General features: G+C 71.1%; 20 protein-coding genes. 12 read left to right on the forward strand and 8 right to left on the reverse strand.

The genetic code is table 11. The features are described from left to right. Nucleotides 1–220: 220 nt before the first annotated feature. The gene (gene groL / locus ACIQWR_RS25210) at nt 221–1843 is read left to right on the forward strand and encodes a chaperonin GroEL (RefSeq protein ID WP_330331771.1); all 1623 of its coding nucleotides are present in this window, start codon (nt 221–223) and stop codon (nt 1841–1843) included. Nucleotides 1844–1929: 86 nt separating this feature from the next. Here the strand turns inward: groL and ACIQWR_RS25215 are convergent, their stop codons facing one another. After that, the gene (locus ACIQWR_RS25215) at nt 1930–2265 is read right to left on the reverse strand and encodes a helix-turn-helix domain-containing protein (RefSeq protein ID WP_404013543.1); all 336 of its coding nucleotides are present in this window, start codon (nt 2263–2265) and stop codon (nt 1930–1932) included. Nucleotides 2266–2310: 45 nt separating this feature from the next. Continuing rightward, nucleotides 2311–2883 carry a Uma2 family endonuclease gene (locus ACIQWR_RS25220; RefSeq protein ID WP_404013878.1) on the reverse strand — a complete coding sequence of 191 codons (573 nt, stop codon included), beginning with the start codon at nt 2881–2883 and terminating at the stop codon, nt 2311–2313. Between the two features lie 136 nt (nt 2884–3019). Between ACIQWR_RS25220 and ACIQWR_RS25225 the strand changes: the two genes are divergently transcribed. From ACIQWR_RS25225 to ACIQWR_RS25235, 3 genes are all read left to right on the forward strand, one after another. Beyond that, entirely contained in the window at nt 3020–3646 is a 627-nt protein-coding gene (locus ACIQWR_RS25225) for a phosphoribosylanthranilate isomerase (RefSeq protein WP_404013546.1), read from the forward strand. 96 nt (nt 3647–3742) lie between these two features. Continuing rightward, entirely contained in the window at nt 3743–4468 is a 726-nt protein-coding gene (locus ACIQWR_RS25230) for a beta-glucanase (RefSeq protein ID WP_404013547.1), read from the forward strand. 111 nt (nt 4469–4579) lie between these two features. Beyond that, entirely contained in the window at nt 4580–6040 is a 1461-nt protein-coding gene (locus ACIQWR_RS25235) for an alanine/glycine:cation symporter family protein (protein ID WP_404013550.1), read from the forward strand. Here the strand turns inward: ACIQWR_RS25235 and ACIQWR_RS25240 are convergent. Next, nucleotides 5986–6471, reverse strand: coding sequence for a DUF6463 family protein (locus tag ACIQWR_RS25240; RefSeq protein ID WP_404013553.1), 486 nt, complete (start codon nt 6469–6471; stop codon nt 5986–5988). The genes ACIQWR_RS25235 and ACIQWR_RS25240 overlap by 55 nt on opposite strands. Before the next feature lie 19 nt (nt 6472–6490). Here ACIQWR_RS25240 and ACIQWR_RS25245 point away from each other — a divergent pair, with 19 nt between their 5' ends. Beyond that, nucleotides 6491–7081, forward strand: coding sequence for a TetR/AcrR family transcriptional regulator (locus tag ACIQWR_RS25245; protein ID WP_404013556.1), 591 nt, complete (start codon nt 6491–6493; stop codon nt 7079–7081). A 388-nt stretch (nt 7082–7469) separates the two neighbouring features. Then, the gene (locus ACIQWR_RS25250) at nt 7470–8948 is read left to right on the forward strand and encodes an MFS transporter (RefSeq protein ID WP_404013559.1); all 1479 of its coding nucleotides are present in this window, start codon (nt 7470–7472) and stop codon (nt 8946–8948) included. Between the two features lie 62 nt (nt 8949–9010). On the opposite strand, the gene ACIQWR_RS25255 is transcribed toward ACIQWR_RS25250, so the two are convergent. Next, nucleotides 9011–9265 (reverse strand): DUF397 domain-containing protein, encoded by a 255-nt coding sequence (locus ACIQWR_RS25255; RefSeq protein ID WP_404013562.1) that lies wholly within the window; start codon nt 9263–9265, stop codon nt 9011–9013. Beyond that, a complete protein-coding gene (locus ACIQWR_RS25260; protein WP_404013564.1) occupies nt 9252–10088 on the reverse strand; it encodes a Scr1 family TA system antitoxin-like transcriptional regulator in 837 nt (278 codons plus the stop codon). Before ACIQWR_RS25260 ends, ACIQWR_RS25255 begins: the two co-directional genes overlap by 14 nt. Nucleotides 10089–10202: 114 nt before the next feature. Here ACIQWR_RS25260 and ACIQWR_RS25265 point away from each other — a divergent pair, with 114 nt between their 5' ends. Genes ACIQWR_RS25265 through ACIQWR_RS25275 form a run of 3 tightly spaced genes read left to right on the forward strand, consistent with a single transcriptional unit; the run spans nt 10203 to nt 12271 of the window. After that, complete coding sequence (locus tag ACIQWR_RS25265; RefSeq protein ID WP_399266625.1) at nt 10203–10421, forward strand: hypothetical protein; 219 nt, start codon at nt 10203–10205, stop codon at nt 10419–10421. Next, complete coding sequence (locus tag ACIQWR_RS25270; RefSeq protein WP_404013568.1) at nt 10418–10978, forward strand: amidase; 561 nt, start codon at nt 10418–10420, stop codon at nt 10976–10978. Before ACIQWR_RS25265 ends, ACIQWR_RS25270 begins: the two co-directional genes overlap by 4 nt. Before the next feature lie 48 nt (nt 10979–11026). Continuing rightward, entirely contained in the window at nt 11027–12271 is a 1245-nt protein-coding gene (locus ACIQWR_RS25275; RefSeq protein WP_404013571.1) for a serine hydrolase domain-containing protein, read from the forward strand. Between the two features lie 36 nt (nt 12272–12307). On the opposite strand, the gene ACIQWR_RS25280 is transcribed toward ACIQWR_RS25275, so the two are convergent. The 3 genes from ACIQWR_RS25280 to ACIQWR_RS25290 all read right to left on the reverse strand — a co-directional run bounded on the left by ACIQWR_RS25280 (nt 12308) and on the right by ACIQWR_RS25290 (nt 15953). After that, entirely contained in the window at nt 12308–13858 is a 1551-nt protein-coding gene (locus ACIQWR_RS25280; protein WP_404013574.1) for a PTS transporter subunit EIIC, read from the reverse strand. A 45-nt stretch (nt 13859–13903) separates the two neighbouring features. Beyond that, complete coding sequence (gene murQ, locus ACIQWR_RS25285; protein ID WP_404013577.1) at nt 13904–14875, reverse strand: N-acetylmuramic acid 6-phosphate etherase; 972 nt, start codon at nt 14873–14875, stop codon at nt 13904–13906. 124 nt (nt 14876–14999) lie between these two features. Further along, nucleotides 15000–15953, reverse strand: coding sequence for a MurR/RpiR family transcriptional regulator (locus ACIQWR_RS25290; RefSeq protein WP_404013881.1), 954 nt, complete (start codon nt 15951–15953; stop codon nt 15000–15002). Nucleotides 15954–16143: 190 nt separating this feature from the next. Between ACIQWR_RS25290 and ACIQWR_RS25295 the strand changes: the two genes are divergently transcribed. The 3 genes from ACIQWR_RS25295 (at nt 16144) to lanA (ending at nt 17443) form a co-directional block, all read left to right on the forward strand. Further along, complete coding sequence (locus ACIQWR_RS25295; RefSeq protein ID WP_404013580.1) at nt 16144–16515, forward strand: hypothetical protein; 372 nt, start codon at nt 16144–16146, stop codon at nt 16513–16515. Nucleotides 16516–16529: 14 nt separating this feature from the next. Next, nucleotides 16530–16799: a DUF4031 domain-containing protein gene (locus ACIQWR_RS25300; RefSeq protein ID WP_351041706.1), complete on the forward strand. Its 270-nt coding sequence runs from the start codon at nt 16530–16532 to the stop codon at nt 16797–16799. Between the two features lie 488 nt (nt 16800–17287). Beyond that, on the forward strand, nt 17288–17443 hold the full coding sequence (gene lanA / locus ACIQWR_RS25305; RefSeq protein WP_354381260.1) for an SCO0268 family class II lanthipeptide: 156 nt from the start codon (nt 17288–17290) through the stop codon (nt 17441–17443). Nucleotides 17444–17503 lie beyond the last annotated feature (60 nt).

Below are 17503 nucleotides of genomic sequence, written 5' to 3' on the forward strand. Positions count from 1 at the left end.
GGGCGTTCACCGGGTGTTCCTCGAAGCCGCTTGCACTCGGGGGTGCCGAGTGCTAATCATTGGCGTTAGCACTCTCCTGGTGAGAGTGCTACCAAAACGAGGACCGGGTCGGTGAGGCCCAGCGGGTCGGCGGGAAGGAACCGTCGGACCCGCAGGCCGTCCGTCGCGGGCGCGGGCGCGGTCCGGAGCAATCCACCGCTGTCCGGGAGGACCACTTCAGATGGCCAAGATCATTGCGTTCAACGAGGAGGCCCGGCGCGGTCTCGAGCGAGGCATGAACCAGCTCGCCGACGCCGTCAAGGTCACCCTTGGCCCCAAGGGTCGCAACGTCGTCCTTGAGAAGAAGTGGGGCGCCCCCACGATCACCAACGATGGTGTCTCCATCGCCAAGGAGATCGAGCTCGAGGACCCGTACGAGAAGATCGGCGCCGAGCTGGTCAAGGAAGTCGCCAAGAAGACGGACGACGTCGCCGGCGACGGTACGACCACGGCCACCGTGCTGGCCCAGGCGCTCGTCCGCGAGGGCCTGCGCAACGTAGCCGCCGGTGCGAACCCGATGGCCCTCAAGCGTGGTATCGAGAAGGCCGTCGAGGCCGTCTCCGCCGCCCTGCTGGCCCAGGCCAAGGACGTCGAGACCAAGGAGCAGATCGCTTCTACGGCCTCCATCTCCGCCGCTGACACCCAGATCGGCGAGCTCATCGCCGAGGCCATGGACAAGGTCGGCAAGGAAGGCGTCATCACGGTCGAGGAGTCGCAGACCTTCGGCCTGGAGCTTGAGCTCACCGAGGGCATGCGCTTCGACAAGGGCTACATCTCGGCGTACTTCGCCACCGACATGGAGCGCATGGAGTCGTCCCTCGACGACCCGTACATCCTGATCGTCAACTCGAAGATCGGCTCGGTCAAGGACCTGCTGCCGCTCCTCGAGAAGGTCATGCAGTCCGGCAAGCCGCTGCTGATCATCGCCGAGGACGTCGAGGGCGAGGCCCTGTCGACCCTGGTCGTCAACAAGATCCGCGGCACCTTCAAGTCTGTCGCCGTCAAGGCCCCGGGCTTCGGTGACCGTCGCAAGGCCATGCTCGGTGACATCGCCATCCTCACGGGCGGCACGGTCATCTCCGAGGAGGTCGGCCTCAAGCTGGAGAACGCGGGCCTCGACCTGCTCGGCCGTGCCCGCAAGGTCGTCATCACCAAGGACGAGACCACGATCGTCGACGGCTCCGGCGACAGCGACCAGGTCCAGGGTCGCGTCAACCAGATCCGCGCCGAGATCGAGAACTCCGACTCGGACTACGACCGCGAGAAGCTCCAGGAGCGCCTCGCGAAGCTGGCCGGCGGCGTGGCCGTCATCAAGGCCGGCGCCGCGACGGAGGTTGAGCTCAAGGAGCGCAAGCACCGCATCGAGGACGCCGTCCGCAACGCCAAGGCGGCCGTCGAAGAGGGCATCGTCGCCGGTGGCGGCGTCGCACTCCTCCAGGCCTCCGCGGTCTTCGAGAAGCTGGAGCTCACGGGCGACGAGGCGACCGGCGCCAACGCCGTGAAGCTCGCGCTGGAGGCCCCGCTCAAGCAGATCGCCGTCAACGGTGGTCTCGAGGGTGGCGTCGTCGTCGAGAAGGTGCGCAACCTTCCGATCGGCCACGGCCTGAACGCCGCGACCGGCGAGTACGTCGACATGATCGCCGAGGGCATCATCGACCCGGCGAAGGTCACGCGCTCCGCGCTGCAGAACGCCGCGTCGATCGCCGCGCTGTTCCTCACCACCGAGGCCGTCATCGCCGACAAGCCCGAGAAGGCCGGTGCCCCCGCGGGCGGCGGCATGCCGGGCGGTGACATGGACTTCTGATCCGCCCGGGCCCCGGCCCGCAGCAGATCGGCTGTTCTTCGAACGAGGGCGGCACTCCCCACGGGGGGTGCCGCCCTCGGGCGTTCCTACGCGGCGGGGCGGGCCACGAAGGCGACCTCTTCGTGGTCCTGGCCCAGGTCGATGGTCAGCGAAGCGTCCAGGGCGGTGGCGAGGCGTCGTAGGAGGGGCAGCGTCGGGACGGCGTCCGCGCCCTCGACGCGGGAGATCTTCGCCTGGGTGAGTCCCGCGCGCTCGGCCAGTTGGGCCTGGGACAGGCCCAACGCCTTGCGCCGGTCGTACACGGCCTTGGCGAAGGCCATCGCGAGCCGGATCTCCGCCCGCTCGGCCTCGATCTCGGGCGGCTCGGAGCCGCCCCCCGAGGCCCGCCGCTCACGGGCTGGCTTCCAGCGGCTGTGGTTCATCACGTGACGCGTCCCCCCCCGTGGTCCGGTTCACCCCTCACGGCGTCAGAAACCGGTGGTGTCGATGTCGCATTCGATCGGGTACGGGACGTGCAGAGGTTCGCCGAAGGACACCGTCGTGCGGGATCGGTACCCGTGCGGCGAGGGATCGGAGAAGCGGGTGATCTCCCGCTCCTGCATGTCGACGACGAGGTAGATCGGCACCACAGCGCCGTAGACGTCCAGCTTCTCCTGCCAGTCCACGTCCTTCGTGGACAGGGAGGTGAACTCCGCGACGAGCGCCAGGGCGGTCCCGTCGGCGTGCCGCCCCTCCTCGTCGAAGGCCGACTCGTCCGTGACGTACAGGTCCGGGCCGTAGGCGCGGTTCGCCGAGGGGAACTGGAAGAGGAAGGGTGCGGTGTCGGCGACGTGCCCTTCGGGGGCGTGTGCCTGGAGCTGCTCGCGCAGGGCGCGCATGGGGCGGTAGTAGCGCAGCTTGGACCACGGTGACACGACGATCTTCCCCCGGATGAGCTCGGCCTTGAAGCCGTCTGGCGTGTTCATCTCCTCGACGGTGCGCAGGAGGGTCTCGAAGGTCGGTGGCGACAGGGTCTCTATGGGGGTGGCCCGCTCGCTCATGATCGTCACCGTCGTCCTCCGGATGGCGTGCTGCCCAGTGCGTGTACCTCGTCCCAGGCTAGTGGTGGGGAGGTTTTCCCGCCCGGCATCTGGGACGCGGTGCCGGGGTCCGGGCGCGTTTGGTTGACTGATGGGCATGACTGATGAGGTGGGTGGGGCGGGCGTGTTCGTCAAGATCTGTGGGCTGCGGACCGCGGTCGACGTGGACGTGGCGGTGGCCGCCGGGGCCGATGCCATCGGGTTCGTCTTCGCCGCCGGTAGCCCCCGTACGGTCGACCCCGCCATCGCCCGCGAGCTGGTCGCCCGGATTCCGGAGCGGGTGCTGACGGTGGGGGTGTTCCGGAGGCAGTCCGTCGCGGAGGTGCGCCGGCTCACCGAGGAGAGCGGCGTGCGCGGGGTGCAGCTGCACGGGGACGAGGGTCCCGAGGACTTCGCGGCCCTGCGCGCCGAGGGCCGGACCCTGCTGCGGGCCACCTCGCGGTACGCGGCGAGCTGCGGGGAGTACGGCGAGGACCTGCTGCTGATCGACGCCCCGGACCCGGGCTCGGGCAAGCCCTGGAACTGGGGGTCCGAGGAGTTCGTCGCGCCGCGGGGCCGCTGGGTGCTGGCCGGCGGGCTGACCCCGGGCAATGTGGGCGAGGCCGTACGGGCCACCGGGGCGTGGGGGGTCGACGTCTCCAGCGGGGTGGAGCGGGAGCGCGGGATCAAGTCCGCCGAGCTGATCCGGGCGTTCGTCCTGGCCGCGCGGCGCGACGGGAGCTGACCCCTGTGTCACCAGGGGTGTTCGTACGATTACTCTGAGCGAGAATTCGAGTGTGGTGCGCCGCCGAGCGGGCAGTTCTTCCTCATGGTCTCGGACATGCTCGAACGACTGTGGCGGCTGACCCGCCGCCTCGCCCCGGGGGAGGGCGGGGGGCTGCTGCCGCGCCCGCGCGGCGCCGCCCCCGTCTTCACCGCGGACTTCACCTCGCCCACCCAATGGGTCGCCGGCCGCTCGTGGGCGTATCCCCGCGGCGGCCCGGTCAATCCGGGCGACAACAAGCTGGACCACCTCGTCGCGGACCCCGCCTACAGTCGCGGCGGGGTCTTCCGGGCGACGCTGCGCCCCGACGGCGACTGGGACAGCGGGCTGCTCACCACCGAGGGCAGTGACGAGGGCTTCATGCTGCGCACCGGCGACGTGCTGGAGACCCGGGTGAAGCTGCCGGTGGGGCGGGGCGCCTGGCCCGGGATCTGGACCTGGCGCGACGGCGGCCAGGAGATCGACGTCTTCGAGTACCACCCCGACAACCCGGACCTGCTGGAGCTGTCGAACCACGTCCGCGAGGCGCACCTCTACTACCGCGACCCGACGGTGCGGCCCGGTGGCTGGATCGACCTCAAGGTCGAGTTCGGGAGGTCGTCGGTCATCTGGTGGGTCAACGGCTCCCGGGTCTTCAGCGACGGCCGGGGCGTCGGCCGCTCCTGGCGCGCCTACCTCATCGTCAACCTCTCCGTCTGCGCGGGCCGTTACCACCCGGCCCCGGATCCCGGCACGACGGAGCTGTCCTACGAGGTGTCGGCGCTGCGCGTGTACCGGCGCTAGGGCGGTGCGCGGGGGCGGGGCCAAGGACCGGCCGGGCCGGGGCCTTCGGGCCCTGCGGCCGTGGACCAAGGTCCCTGTCCGGGGGCCTTCCGCCCCGGGAGACTTCGAGCCATGGACTCCCTGGCCTCCCTGGACGCGCTGATCGTCGCCGTGAACGACCGCTTCTGGACCTACCTGCTGATCCCGTTGGTGGTCGGCGCCGGCCTGTACTTCACGGTCAGGTCCAGGGGCGTGCAGCTGCGGCTGCTGCCGGAGATGTTCCGGGTGGTCAAGGAGAAGACCCCGCCGCGCGCGGACGGCCGCAAGCAGGTGTCGTCCTTCGGCGCCTTCACGATCTCCGCGGCGGCGCGGGTCGGCACCGGCAACATCGCCGGTGTTGCCACCGCCATCACCCTGGGCGGCGCGGGCGCCGTCTTCTGGATGTGGGTGATGGCGGTCATCGGCGCGGCCTCGGCCTTCGTCGAGTCGGCGCTCGCCCAGCTCTACAAGGTGCGGGGCGCCACCGGCGCGTACCGGGGCGGTCCGGCTTACTACATGCAGCGCGCGCTCGGGAAGCGCTGGCTCGGGGTCCTCTTCGCGGTGACGATCACCGTCACCTTCGGTTTCGTCTTCAACGCCGTCCAGGCCAACACGATCGCCTCCGTGGCGACGGGCTCGCTGCCGGAGACGGACGGGGCCTGGTTCGCGCCCGCGCTCGGGCTGCTGCTGGCCGCGCTGCTGGGCCTGGCGGTCTTCGGCGGGGTCAAGCGGATCGCGGCGGTGACCACGGTGCTGGTGCCGGTCATGGCGATCGTCTACCTGCTGCTCGGCGCGGCGGTCGTGCTGCTGAACGCCTCGGAGTTCCCCCGGGTCATCGCGGACATCGTCGGCGGCGCCTTCGGCTTGCGGGAGCTGGCGGCGGGCGGCATCGGCGCGGCGATCCAGCAGGGCATCCGGCGCGGCATGTTCTCGAACGAGGCGGGCCTCGGCTCGGCCCCGAACGCGGGCGCGGCGGCGGAGGTCTCGCACCCGGTCAAGCAGGGCCTCGTACAGTCCCTGGGCGTCTTCTTCGACACGCTGCTCGTGTGCACGATGACGGCCTTCATCGTGCTCGTCAGCAACCCGGAACTGGCCGGGCGCCAGGGCGCGGACCTGACGCAGACCGCGCTGAGCGACACGCTGGGCAGTTGGGCCGGGCACCTGCTGACGGTGGTCGTCTTCATGCTCGCCTTCAGCAGCATGATCGGGAACTACTACTACGGCGAGTCCAACATCCAGTTCATCACCCGCAAGCGGTGGGTGCTGCCGTCGTACCGGGCGCTCGTGCTGGTGACGGTCGTGCTCGGTTCGCTGGGCTCGGTCTCGGTGGTCTGGAACCTGGCGGACGTCTTCATGGGCTTCATGGCCCTGGTGAACCTCCTCGCGATCATCCCGCTGTCGACGATCGCCTTCCGCCTCCTGGAGGACTACCTCGGCCAGCGCCGCGCGGGCCTGGACCCGGTCTTCACCCGCGACCGGATGCCTGACCTGCGGGGCGTTCAGTGCTGGGACCCGGTCCGGGTGACGGTCCCCGCGGCGGCCGGGCGGCCCTGACCGCGCTCCGCGAGCAGGAGCAGCGCCGTCGGTACGAGGCCGAGCGGGAAGCCGGAGGGTTCCAGGATCCAGGCGCCGACGAGGACCCACGCGCCGACGGTCCAGCCCAGGTAGCGCGGGACCTCCTGGCCGGTGCGGGCCATCCGCGACACGAGCAGCCCGAACAGGACCAGCGGTACGGCGAAGCTGCCGGGCAGGGCCCAGAACTCGGCCATGGAGGCCGCGTTGGCGGGGTCCTTGATGGCGCCCTGGCCGTGCAGCGCGCCGCCGATCCAGTCGCCCCATCTGGGCCAGGTCTTGGTGGTGAAGGCGGCGATGTGCAGGGCGCCGATCGCCACGCTGGTGCGCCCGGCCCAGAGGTTCAGGCCGCGGGCGCGGTGCGTGGCGCCGGATGCGGGTGCAGTTACGGTACTGGCAGTTTCGATACTCATGGTTCCGTATGGTGGACCCATGCAGCCTCCGAAGCAACCCCCCGGCCGACCGCGGGACAGCCGCGTGGACGACGCGATCCGTGACGCCGTACGGGAGTTGGTGGCCGAGGTCGGGTACGCCGCGCTGACCGTGGACGCCGTGGCCGCCCGGGCGCGCGTGGGCAAGGCGGCCATCTACCGCCGCCACGCCTCCCGCGGTGAGCTGGTCTTCTCCGCGCTCGTCCACGGGCGCGCACCGCAGCCGCTGGAGGACACGGGGACGCTCCGCGGGGACCTCACCGCGCTCGCGGCCCTGATCCTGGGGATCTTCTCCGACCCGGTCGCGGCCGCCGCGACCCCCGGCCTGCTCGCCGACGTGAAGCAGCAGCCGGAGATCGCCGCCCGCTTCCAGGCCACCTTCATCGCCGAGGAGCGCGCCCTGGTGACGGGGCTCCTGGAACGGGCCGTCGCGCGCGGCGAACTGGCCGTCCTGCCGGACCCCGCGCTGGTCCACGCCGCCGTCCTGGGCACCGTCTTCGCCTGGGTCTTCCTCCTGGAACACCCGCCCGCCCCGGACCTCGCGCCGCGCATCGCCGCGATGGCGATGGTGGCGTGCGGGGCCGGCGCGTAGCGCCCGGGGGGCTTCCGTGCCGGTCGGGGAGTCCGAATAATCGCGTGCGACGGGGGCCAGGGGTGTTTTATGGTGGATCGGGTCGCTGTGCCGAGCTTTCGGTGGCGGTGACCGTGCTCGACCGAGTTTCCTGTTCCTTCTGTTTCGCGATCTTGAGGTGACTTCTTATCCACCAGGCCATGTAGTCGTCCGTGTTCCCGCGTGCTGTTGTGTCGCACGTGTGCGGGGGCGGACGTCGCGCTGGCCTGAGTTGCGTCACCCTCCCTCGCAGTTTTCTGTCTTCTCCCGGGTGCAGCTCTGCCGTCTGCCCCGGGCTTCGCTGTTTTCCGGCCCTGGTGCGACTGTCGGCAGAGCTCCCCGGTTCCTTCGGAACAGGAGTTCCCCCGTCGTGTCTTCCTCCGCGCTCGACAACGAGCCGCAGCACACCACCCACTCCCCAGAGCACCCCACACCCGGCCTGTCGAAGATGGGCCTGGCCGCCTGGATCGCCCTCCTGGTGCTTCTGGGCGCCGAGCTGATGGACCTGATCGACCAGTCGGTCGTCCTGACCGCCCTGCCCGCGATCCAGGAGTCGACCGGCGCCGGACCGGACGCCGTGCAATGGCTGACCACCGGCTACTCCCTGCCCATCGCCGTCGGGCTGATCACCGGCGGCCGCCTCGGCGACCTCTACGGCCGGCGCAGGATCCTCATGATCGGCACCGCCGTCTTCACCACGGCCTCACTGCTGTGCGGCCTCGCCGCCGGGCCCGGCGTGCTGATCGGCGCCCGCGCCCTCCAGGGCGTGGCGGTGGCCGTCATGATCCCGCAGATCCTGGCCACCCTCCACGTCACCTTCGAGGGACAGAACCGCAGCAAGGTGTTCGGCCTGTACGGGGCCGTCATGTCGCTCGCCAATGTGCTGGGCCCGGTGATGGGCGGCCTGCTGACCGAGGCGGACCTCTTCGGGCTGTCCTGGCGGCCGATCTTCCTCGTCAACGTGCCCGTCGGCCTCGCCGTGCTCCTCCTGGGGCGCCGGTTCATCCCCGAGTCGACCGTGCGGAAGGCCGACCGGATCGACCTGACCGGCATGCTGCTGTCCGCGCTGGCCATCGTCCTGATCGTCTTCCCGCTCACCGAGGGCCACCTGCGCCACTGGCCGCTGTGGTGCTTCCTCCTGCCCGCCGCGGGCCTCCTCCTGCTGGCCGTCTTCCTGCGCCAGCAGCGGCGCAAGCAGGGCAACGCGCCGCTCGTGGCCCTGTCGCTGTTCCGGAGCAGGCAGTTCTCCGGCGGCATGGCCGCGCAGCTGACGCACGGCCTGCTGTGCGGGCTGTTCTTCATGACCTGGACCCTCTACCTCCAGCACGGGCTGGGCATGGGTCCCTTCCACGCGGCCCTGGCCTTCGTGCTGCTCTCCATCGGAGAGCTGGCCGGCGCGACGATCACGACGAAGAGCGCCGGGCGCTTCGCCCGCCGCCTGCCGCAGACCGGGGTCCTCGTCACGCTCGCCTCGATGGCCGCCTACGGGCTCCAGATCGACGCGGTGCAGGGGGATCTGACCCTGCTGGCGATGACCGCTCCGGTGGTCCTGATCGGCTTCGGCCTCGGCATGGTCAGCGGCCCGCTCGCGGACATGTCGCTCTCCAAGGTCCCGCACGAGGACGCGGGATCGGCCTCGGGCCTGTTCAACACCGTCATGCACCTGGGCATCGCGCTGGGCACCGCGTTGACCGCCGTGGTGTTCTTCACCACCACCAACGGCTCACCCGACGCCGGACTCAACCGCGACGCGTTCCTCACCGTGCTGTGGTGGGTCGGCAGCCTGCTCGCCCTGATGTGGGCCCTGATGTTCTACCTGCCCGGGCACGCCGACGAGCGGACCGACTGAACGGCGGCGCCCGGGCGCCGGGTCAGGGGCGACGTCCCTGACCCGGCGCCCGCGCCACGGTCCTAGCCGAGGGTGGCGACGAAGGCGGTCCAGGCCGGGGCGGCGAAGGCCAGGTGAGGGCCGTCGGGGCGCTTGCTGTCGCGGACGGGGACGACGTGGGGGTGGCCGTCGGCGACCTCAAGGCAGTCCCCGCCGTCTCCGCCGCTGTGGGTGGACTTGCGCCAGGTGGCCATCTCTACGCAGCTGCCGCCGCTGCCGTCGCTGTAGCTGGACTTGTGCCAAGTAGCCGCTGACAAATCGTACTTAGGCTCCGGCATCACGTTTGTACCCCTCCACTGCGGACTCGATCAAGGCCAGCGATTGCGCCGGGGGCAGCGCGCTGGCTGTGAGGAGATCGTAGGTCAGGAAGTGGCGGGAGACCGTGGAGGGATCATCGAAGAGCTGGCCCGTCCCGTTACCTTGCACGTAGGCGAGCGTCGGAGCGTCTTCGAATGACAGCAGCTGGAGTGAGCCACCCATAGCTGCGTGGGCGCCCATGCTGAACGGGATGACCTGGACGATGATCCGGTGGTCCCGGATTAGCGTCGCGATGTGATCGAGGGCCTCTGCCATGACGGCTGGACCCCCGACCTCGCAGCGCAGTACGGCCTCCCCGAACACGCACCACAGCAACGGCGTTGTTGGATCATTGAGCAGCGCGGCCCGGGCCAATCGATTCGTGACGAGGTCGTCGATCACTGGCGTGGGTGCCGTCGGCTGATAGGCGCGGAAGACGGCGCGCGCGTACGCCTCCGTCTGCAACAGCCCCGGGATGATCAGCGGCGCGTACTCGCGGATCCCGGTGGCCATCGCCTCCGCCTCGGCCGCTGCGGCGAAGTGGTCCGGGTACTTCGACTTGGCGGCTGCCTCGCAGTTGCGGGCGAAGAAGCCGCCCGTGGTGAGGATTTCGTCGATCCGGCTGGCGATGTCGAGGTGCATGCGGCGCGTACCGGCTTCCAGTTGGCCGATGAACGAGCCGCTCACGAAGAGGGGTTCGCCCAACTCGGCCTGGCTGAGGCCCGCGCGGTCGCGCGCCACGCGGAGTTCGGCGCCGAGGAGGGCGCGGGGTGATGAGGAAGGGTCCAGGGGCTTTGGTGGCATGCCAACTCCTTGGTCAACACGTCCCGTTGTTGCGGGGTTCGCATTGAAAGGCTAGCGAGCCGGTCGCCACTCTGTGTGTAGAAATTGATTACTCAGAGCGAAAGGTGACATGTGATGGTGATGACCCCCAAGGAGCGGCGCCAGGCCGCCGAGGAGGCCGTCTGGCAGCTGAAGGACGCCCTGGACGGTGTGGGGGTGGTGTTCCCGTCCCTCGGGGTGGACGTGGTGTCGGCGGCCGGGACGTACGGGATGCCCCTCGTCGACCTCGGGCGCTGCAACCTGGACACCGCGATGCGCCTGGCGGCCGTACTGCACGAGCGGGCCCACCCGTGAGCGGGGCGCCGACGGTCGAGTCGGAGCCGACGGTGTTGCAGCGGTTCACGCTGGTCCACAGCCCTGTGGACGACTTCCCGGGTTTCGGCGACGCTCGGTACGACGGGGTGAAGGCGGACCCGCCGCAGGGGTGCGTGCCCGAGGACGTCGGCGGGTACTTCGGGCTGCGGTGCGAGCGACCGGGCGGGCGGCTGCTGGACGCCGTGGCGGAGACCTGTGGCGAGATCCGGGGCCGGTACGGGCTGCTCATGGCCGATCTCGGTATCGAGAAGCTCTGGGAATGGTCGGCGGATGGCGCGGACGGCTGGGGTGCGGAGATCGTGGGCCAACTGCTGCTGATGGCCGCGGAGCGTGGCGCGAAGGTGGGTTACGACACCGATGACCTGGTCCGCTTCCTGCGCGCGGCGACCGGTGAGGCGGGCTCGGACGGCCGGAGCGGTCTGGACGAGCTGATCGCCGACTGTGAGGCCGTCAACGGGCCGGCCGACCCGCAGGCCGTGGCCGCCAAGCGGGCCAGGCTCGCCGGGCCCGTACTCCCCGAGCGGCCCCACCCCTGACGGCCTAGGCTGGAAGTCGGGTTTGTCCTCGGTGGCAGGAGTCTGGCCATGACGCACTCGTCCATGCGGTTGCGCAGGGGGGCCGTGACCGCCGTCGCGGCCGGGATGTTGTTGGTGCCGCTCGCCGGCGGGGCCGCCTTCGCGCAGGGGACGGCCGCGCCGGGCGTCTCCGCCGCGACCGATCCGCCGGTCGCGCCCGGGAGCGTACGGGAGCTGACGCCGGCCGTGGCGAAGCAGCTCGACGCGGCCGTGCAGAAGGTCATGACCGAGGCGAAGGTCCCCGGGGTGAGCGTGGGGCTGTGGACTCCGGACAAGGGGGAGTACGTACGCTCCTTCGGCGTCGCCGACAAGGCCACCGGGCAGAAGATGGCTCGGGACCTGCACATGCGGATCGGCAGCGAGACGAAGACCTTCACCGTGACCGCCCTCCTCCAACTCGTGGACGAGGGCAAGGTGAAGCTGGACGACACCATCGACAAGTACATCAGCGGGGTGCCCAACGGGGACAAGATCACCCTGCGGCAGTTGGCGGAGATGCGCAGCGGGCTCTTCAACTACTCGGCGGACGAGGGCTTCTACAAGGCGCTCACCGGAAATCCCGACCGGCCGTTCACCCCGCAGGAGCTGCTCGCGTACTCCTTCAAGCACCCCGTGCTCTTCGCGCCGGGCGCCCAGTTCTACTACTGCAACACCAACTTGATCCTGCTGGGCCTGGTGGTCGAGAAGCAGAGCGGGCAGACGCTCGCCGACTACGTCCAGGAGCACGTGCTCACCCCGGCCGGGATGGGCCAGACGCTCTTCCCGAAGGGCGCGGAGTTCCCGGAGCCGCACGCGCAGGGGTACACGGAACAGACCGCGAGCGGGAAGCTGGAGGACTCGGCCGACTGGAACCCCTCCTGGGGCTGGGCGGCGGGCGCGATGATCTCCACCCTCGACGACCTGCGGACCTGGGCGCCGACCGTGGCCACGGGGGTGTTCCCCGACGGCAAGGCGATGGTCGGCGCGGCCACGCAGAAGGACCGGCTGGAGACCATCAAGACGACGATCCCGGGCGCCGGTTACGGTCTCGGCATCTTCCGGGTGCAGGGCTGGACCGGGCACAACGGCTCGCTGCCGGGTTATGAGTCGCTGACCATCTACCTGCCCGAGGCGAAGGCCACCCTCGTCGTCGTGCTGAACACCGACGTCGACTACAAGGGCGCCGAGCCCAGTACGGTCTTCGGCGAGGCGATCACGAAGATCGTCTCGCCGGGGAACGTCTTCAACCTGCCCAGCCAACCCGCGGCGCGGTGACGTCGCGGGTCGGCGGCCGGGTCTAGGGGCGCGACCTCACGACAGCGCCGGTTCCTTCGCGGGGACCGGCGCGGCGGTGCCGCCGTCCGCGGTGGCGGTCGTTTCCGTGGGCGTGCCCGCCGCCGGCTCCGGGTCGGTGTTCAGGTCCACCAGCATCTGCTTCGTGAAGCCGAAGAAGTAGGTGGCGAGGAAGCCCACCAGGTAGCCGACGGCCAGGCCGCCCGCGTAGATGGCGATCGTCATGCCCAGCCCGCCCTTGCCGTTGAGCAGGGGGAACAGCGCCCAGCCCGAGGGGCCGATGGCGGTCGAACCGAAGGCCACGCCCAGCTGGTTGAAGAGGCCGACGAAGGCTCCGCCGGCCGCGCCGCCGACGCAGGCGGTGACGAACGGGCGGCCCAGCGGCAGCGAGACGCCGTAGATCAGCGGCTCGCCGACGCCCAGGAAACCGGCCGGGAGCGCGGACTTGATGGTGCGGCGCAGCGAACCGTTGCGCGGGAGGCGGTAGTAGACCGCGATGGCCGCGCCGACCTGGCCCGCGCCCGCCATGGCGAGGATGGGGAGCAGGACGGTGTAGCCGGTCTGCTCGATCAGGGTGGTGTGGATCGGGATCAGGGCCTGGTGCAGGCCGAGCATGACCAGGGGGAGGAAGAGCCCGCCGAGGACCAGCCCGGCGAAGGCGCCGCCGGTGGCGAGCAGCCAGGTGGCGAAGGTACCGATGGCGTGGGACGCCTCACCGGCGAGGAACATCAGGCCGAAGATGGTGACGAGCCCGGAGACCAGCACGGTGAGGGTGGGGGTCACCAGCACGTCGAGGGCCTCGGGGACCCACTTGCGGCACCACTTCTCGACGTACACGGCGAGCAGTGCGGCCGCGAGGGCGCCGAGCACCCCGCCCTGGCCGGGGGAGAGCTGCTGGCCGAAGACGTCGATCTTCGCGACGCCCGGGAAGACGATGATCGCGGCGACGGCGCCGCCGAGGATCGGGGTGCCGCCGAACTCCTTGGCCGTGTTGTAGCCGACGAAGACGGCGATCAGGGACATGAAGCCGGAGGCCATCGCGGCGAGGGCGGGGACGATCGTGGGCAGCCAACCGAAGTTCGTCAGCAGGCCGTTGAGGCCCGCGATGATGCCGCAGCCGATGAGGGCGGGGATCAGCGGGACGAAGATGTTCGCGACGCGGCGCAGGAAGAGCTTGAGGGGGGTGGAGTTCTTCGCCTTCTGGGCCTGCTTGAGGGCCGCGCCCTGGGCGGCGAGCGCGTCGGCCGTCACGGCGTGCGGGGAATCCGGGGCCGGGGCGGGAGTCGTGGCCGGGGCGGGGGCGGCGGCGCGCTCCTCGGCGACCAGGGCTTCCAGCTCGGGGGTGACGCGGGCGACCGTACCCGGGCCGAGGACGATCTGGTACGTGTCGTCCTCCACGACGCCCATGACCGCGGGCAGGGCCTTGAGGGCCTCGTCCTGGACCAGGCTGCGGTCGCGCAGGCCGATCCGCAGGCGGGTCATGCAGTGGGCGATGGAGGTGATGTTGTCGGGGCCGCCGACCAGCGGAAGGATCGCGGCGGCGGTGGCGCGGTTCTTGTCTGTGGACATGGTGCGGGTCGTCCCTCGGTGGTGGGTCGGGTGGCGGTCGTACGGTCAGGCGGTGGGGGCGGGGGCCGGGGCGGGGCGCGCGGCGGTGAGCGCCTCGCGGAGGTGGCCGTGGGAGGACTCCAGCAGGTCCGCGGCCGTGGGGGCGTCGACCGCGCCGAGGATGACGAGGATCGCGTGCTTGACCTCGCCGGCGGTGGCGCCGAGCGCGGCCTCGATCTCGGCGTCCGGGGCGCCGGTGGCGAGGGCGACGATGCGGCGGGAGCGCGCGCGCAGCTTCTCGTTGGAGGCGCGCAGGTCGACCATCAGGTTCCCGTAGGTCTTGCCGAGCCGGATCATCACGATCGTCGAGATGAGGTTCAGGACGAGCTTCTGCGCGGTGCCGGCCTTGAGGCGGGTGGAGCCGGTGAGCAGCTCGGGGCCGACGACGACCTCGACGGGGTGTTCGGCGGCCGCGCCGAGCGCGGAGTCCGCGTTGCAGGACAGGCCGACGCTGAGCGCGCCGCGGGTACGGGCGAACTCGACGGCGCCGATGGCGTACGGGGTGCGACCGGAGGCGGAGATGCCGATGACCGTGTCGTCGGCGGTCAGGCCGAGGGCGGTGAGGTCCGCCACCGCCAGCTCCACGGAGTCCTCGGCGCCCTCGACGGCCTGGACCATGGCGGAGGGGCCGCCCGCGATCAGGCCGACGACGACGGAGGGGTCGGTGTTGAAGGTGGGCGGGCACTCGCTCGCGTCCAGGACGCCCATCCGGCCGGCCGTCCCCGCGCCGGCGTAGATCAGCCGGCCGCCGCGGGCCATGCGCTGCGCGATGGCGTCGATGGCGGCGGCGATCTGCGGCAGCTGCGCGGCGACGGCCGTGGGGACGGCGGCGTCCTCGGCGTTCATGGTGCGGGCGAGGTCGAGGGTGGGGAGGCGGTCGATGTCGGCGAGCTCGGGGCGGAAGGCCTCGGTGGTGAGGGTGTCCAGCTGGGCTCGGAGGGCCGTTGCGCTGGCGCTGGCCGTGTGGGTGCCGGTCATGGCGGGGGCTCCTTGCGGGTGGTCTGTGGCCGGTGTCTTGCCCTCAAACGCCGGGCGGGCTGGATGTGGCGGGTCCTCGGCGCCGGGGCGAAATTTCAGCCTCGCCCGGGGGTCCCTCCCAGCGTTAGCTGGGGGAGTTTGAGGCGCCCCCGGAGGGGCGGTTCCGGGGCGCTCCCGGAGGGGAGGCTCGGGGGGTGCCGGGGGCGGTGGCTCGGTGGCGGGGGGCCAGGGCTTCGTAGGAGGCGGCCAGGGCGGGGGCGGCCGTCGCGAAGGAGCGCTGCGCGATGCCGACGAAGAGGCAGTCGACGACGAGCAGCTGGCTGGTCCGGCTCGACATGGCCGCCGGGCGCAGCTCGGTCTCCCGGGCCGCGGAGGTGGCGAGGACGAGGTCGGCGTAGTGGGCGACCGGGCCGCCGGGCCGGCCGGTGACGGCGATGGTGGTGGCGCCGTGCTCGAAGGCGTGCCGCAGCGGCTCGATCACGTCGCCGGTGGCGCCGGAGTGCGTGATCGCGACGGCCACGTCGCCGGGGCGCAGCAGGACGGCGTTGGTGATCGCCAGATGCGGGTCGCCGTGCGCGTGGGCGATCAGCCCGATGCGGAGCAGCTTCTGCGCGAGGTCCTGGGCGACCAGGGCGGAGGCGCCGACGCCGTAGATGTCGATGCGGCGGGCGGCGGCGAGCGCGTTGACAGCGGCCGCCAGCTGGGCGTGGTCCAGGCCCGCGGCGGTCTCGGCGAGGGTCTGCTGCTCCTCGTAGGCCAGCTTGGCGATGACGTCCGCGATCGGGTCGTCCACGGCTATGTCGGCGGTGACGGCGGGGGCGGCGCCGGATTCCTGGCGGGCGGCGATCGCGGCGAGCGCGAGGCGCAGGTCCCGGTAGCCGGGGTAGCCGAGCAGGCGGGCGGTGCGGACCACGGTGGCCTCGCTGGTGCCGGTACGGGCGGCCAGCGCGGTGACGGTGAGCTTCGAGCAGTCGGCCGGGTCCGCGGCGACGGCTTCGGCGACGACCAGCATGGAACGGGTCATGGCGGGGCCCAGCGTGCGGATCTTGGCGCGCAGGGTCTCGGGACCGGGGATCAAGGCCGGGCCGGCCGGCCCGGCCGGGGCGACCGCGGGCGCGCTCGCCGCCGGGCCCTGGCTGAAAGTTTCCTTCTGGTTTTCGCTCACACATGAAAGATATTTTCAGATGGTTCCGGGCGTCAAGAAGCCATAGGGCACCTGCTGGGCGGGACCTTCGCCACTTGGGGCGCGGGGGTCCACAATGACTCGTATGGACCACGCGACCCCCCTGGAGCAGGCGCTGCACGCCGCTCGTGCTCTCGTACTCGCCGACCTCATCGCGGGTGAGGTCGCCGACGCCGATGTCGTCTCCCTCGTCGAGGACTCGGTCGTGCACCGCCGCTGGTGGGCGGAGCAGTGGCCGGAGGGTGCCGACTACCTCGCCGGGCTCGTCGCCCAGGACGTGCAGGACGCGCTCCTGGAGAAGCACGGGCGCTGGCCACTGTGTCCGGTCTGCTCGCACACCGACCTCCACGCGCTGGACGTGGACCCGGAGTTGGGGCCCGATCCGCACTGGGTGTGCGGGAAGCAGGGCGTGAAGGTGGCCGCCGTGGGCGGGCTCGGCTCCGTCCTCGGTCACTAGGGCCGGGGCCCCGGGTGACCCTCTACATCGACCCGCCGACCTGGCCGGGGCACGGCCGCATGTGGTCGCACCTGGTCAGTGACGTCTCGTTCGAGGAACTGCACGCATTCGCGGCGGCCATCGGCTGCCCCGAGCGGGCCTTCGAGCGCGACCACTACGACGTCCCCTCGCACCGGTACGCGGACGCGGTGCGCGCGGGCGCCGTCGAGGTGGGCAGCAAGGAGATCGTCCGCCGGATCACGGCGGCGGGCCTGCGCCGGCCGAAGGGCCGCCCGTCCGCGTGAGCCGCCGGTCCGCGTGAGCCGCCGGTCCGCGTGGGCCGCCCGTCCGCATGAGTCGACCGCGGGGGCTGTCCGATAAGCCGTCGAACGCGATCATGGCAAGGGCGCGATCGCGCCACGCCGCCACTGGTGTGACGGGTGGGTCCTGAGGTGGGCGGTGGGTTCCCGGTGCGCGGCCGGATGTGACCGTTCGTGGGTCGACGTGTGCCCTCGGGGCCCGGCTTCCGGGGCGCTGGAGCGCGTAACTCCGTTGTTGCGGCGGGCCGGAGAAGCTCCTGGCTGAAGCGGTGGTTCCGGTCGAGGGGGACGTGCGGAGGCCCTCGTGGGCTCCGTTCTTGCGCCGGAAAGGGCCCGCTCCGGCATTTCTTTCGGTTGGCCGAAAAACAACTCCCCGCGCAATGCTGCCGCAATGAAGGGTGTGAGGGCGGGCACCGAACAGGCGCTCTGATGGATCGATCATTTGTTCGCTTCACGAACCCGATGGGGGACACATGCGCATCGAAATGATTCTCGCCAACGACACGTCCGACCTGGACCTCGACCTCAGCATCTCCGAGGTCTCCGACCAGTCGCAGGAGTTCGGCGCCGGTACCTTCACCTCGCCGAGCAGCTACGCCATCGGCACCCGCTGCCCCACCTGCTGCTGACGCAACGGACGACGTGATGTGAAGCGGGGCGGGCCGGTGCCCGCCCCGCTTCTTCGTACC

It is taken from the genome of Streptomyces sp. NPDC098789 (assembly GCF_044759975.1).
In the GTDB taxonomy this organism is placed as follows: Bacteria; Actinomycetota; Actinomycetes; order Streptomycetales; family Streptomycetaceae; genus Streptomyces.

Coding starts and splice junctions, on each gene's coding strand:
- lanA (WP_354381260.1), top strand. CDS start 17,288: ATGCGCATCGAAATGATTCTCGCCAACGACACGTCCGACCTGGACCTC.
- ACIQWR_RS25235 (WP_404013550.1), top strand. CDS start 4,580: ATGGACTCCCTGGCCTCCCTGGACGCGCTGATCGTCGCCGTGAACGAC.
- ACIQWR_RS25240 (WP_404013553.1), bottom strand. CDS start 6,471: ATGAGTATCGAAACTGCCAGTACCGTAACTGCACCCGCATCCGGCGCC.
- ACIQWR_RS25280 (WP_404013574.1), bottom strand. CDS start 13,858: ATGTCCACAGACAAGAACCGCGCCACCGCCGCCGCGATCCTTCCGCTG.
- ACIQWR_RS25275 (WP_404013571.1), top strand. CDS start 11,027: ATGACGCACTCGTCCATGCGGTTGCGCAGGGGGGCCGTGACCGCCGTC.
- murQ (WP_404013577.1), bottom strand. CDS start 14,875: ATGACCGGCACCCACACGGCCAGCGCCAGCGCAACGGCCCTCCGAGCC.
- ACIQWR_RS25220 (WP_404013878.1), bottom strand. CDS start 2,883: ATGAGCGAGCGGGCCACCCCCATAGAGACCCTGTCGCCACCGACCTTC.
- ACIQWR_RS25255 (WP_404013562.1), bottom strand. CDS start 9,265: ATGCCGGAGCCTAAGTACGATTTGTCAGCGGCTACTTGGCACAAGTCC.
- ACIQWR_RS25295 (WP_404013580.1), top strand. CDS start 16,144: ATGGACCACGCGACCCCCCTGGAGCAGGCGCTGCACGCCGCTCGTGCT.
- ACIQWR_RS25245 (WP_404013556.1), top strand. CDS start 6,491: ATGCAGCCTCCGAAGCAACCCCCCGGCCGACCGCGGGACAGCCGCGTG.
- ACIQWR_RS25260 (WP_404013564.1), bottom strand. CDS start 10,088: ATGCCACCAAAGCCCCTGGACCCTTCCTCATCACCCCGCGCCCTCCTC.
- ACIQWR_RS25215 (WP_404013543.1), bottom strand. CDS start 2,265: ATGAACCACAGCCGCTGGAAGCCAGCCCGTGAGCGGCGGGCCTCGGGG.
- ACIQWR_RS25225 (WP_404013546.1), top strand. CDS start 3,020: ATGACTGATGAGGTGGGTGGGGCGGGCGTGTTCGTCAAGATCTGTGGG.
- groL (WP_330331771.1), top strand. CDS start 221: ATGGCCAAGATCATTGCGTTCAACGAGGAGGCCCGGCGCGGTCTCGAG.
- ACIQWR_RS25230 (WP_404013547.1), top strand. CDS start 3,743: ATGCTCGAACGACTGTGGCGGCTGACCCGCCGCCTCGCCCCGGGGGAG.
- ACIQWR_RS25265 (WP_399266625.1), top strand. CDS start 10,203: ATGGTGATGACCCCCAAGGAGCGGCGCCAGGCCGCCGAGGAGGCCGTC.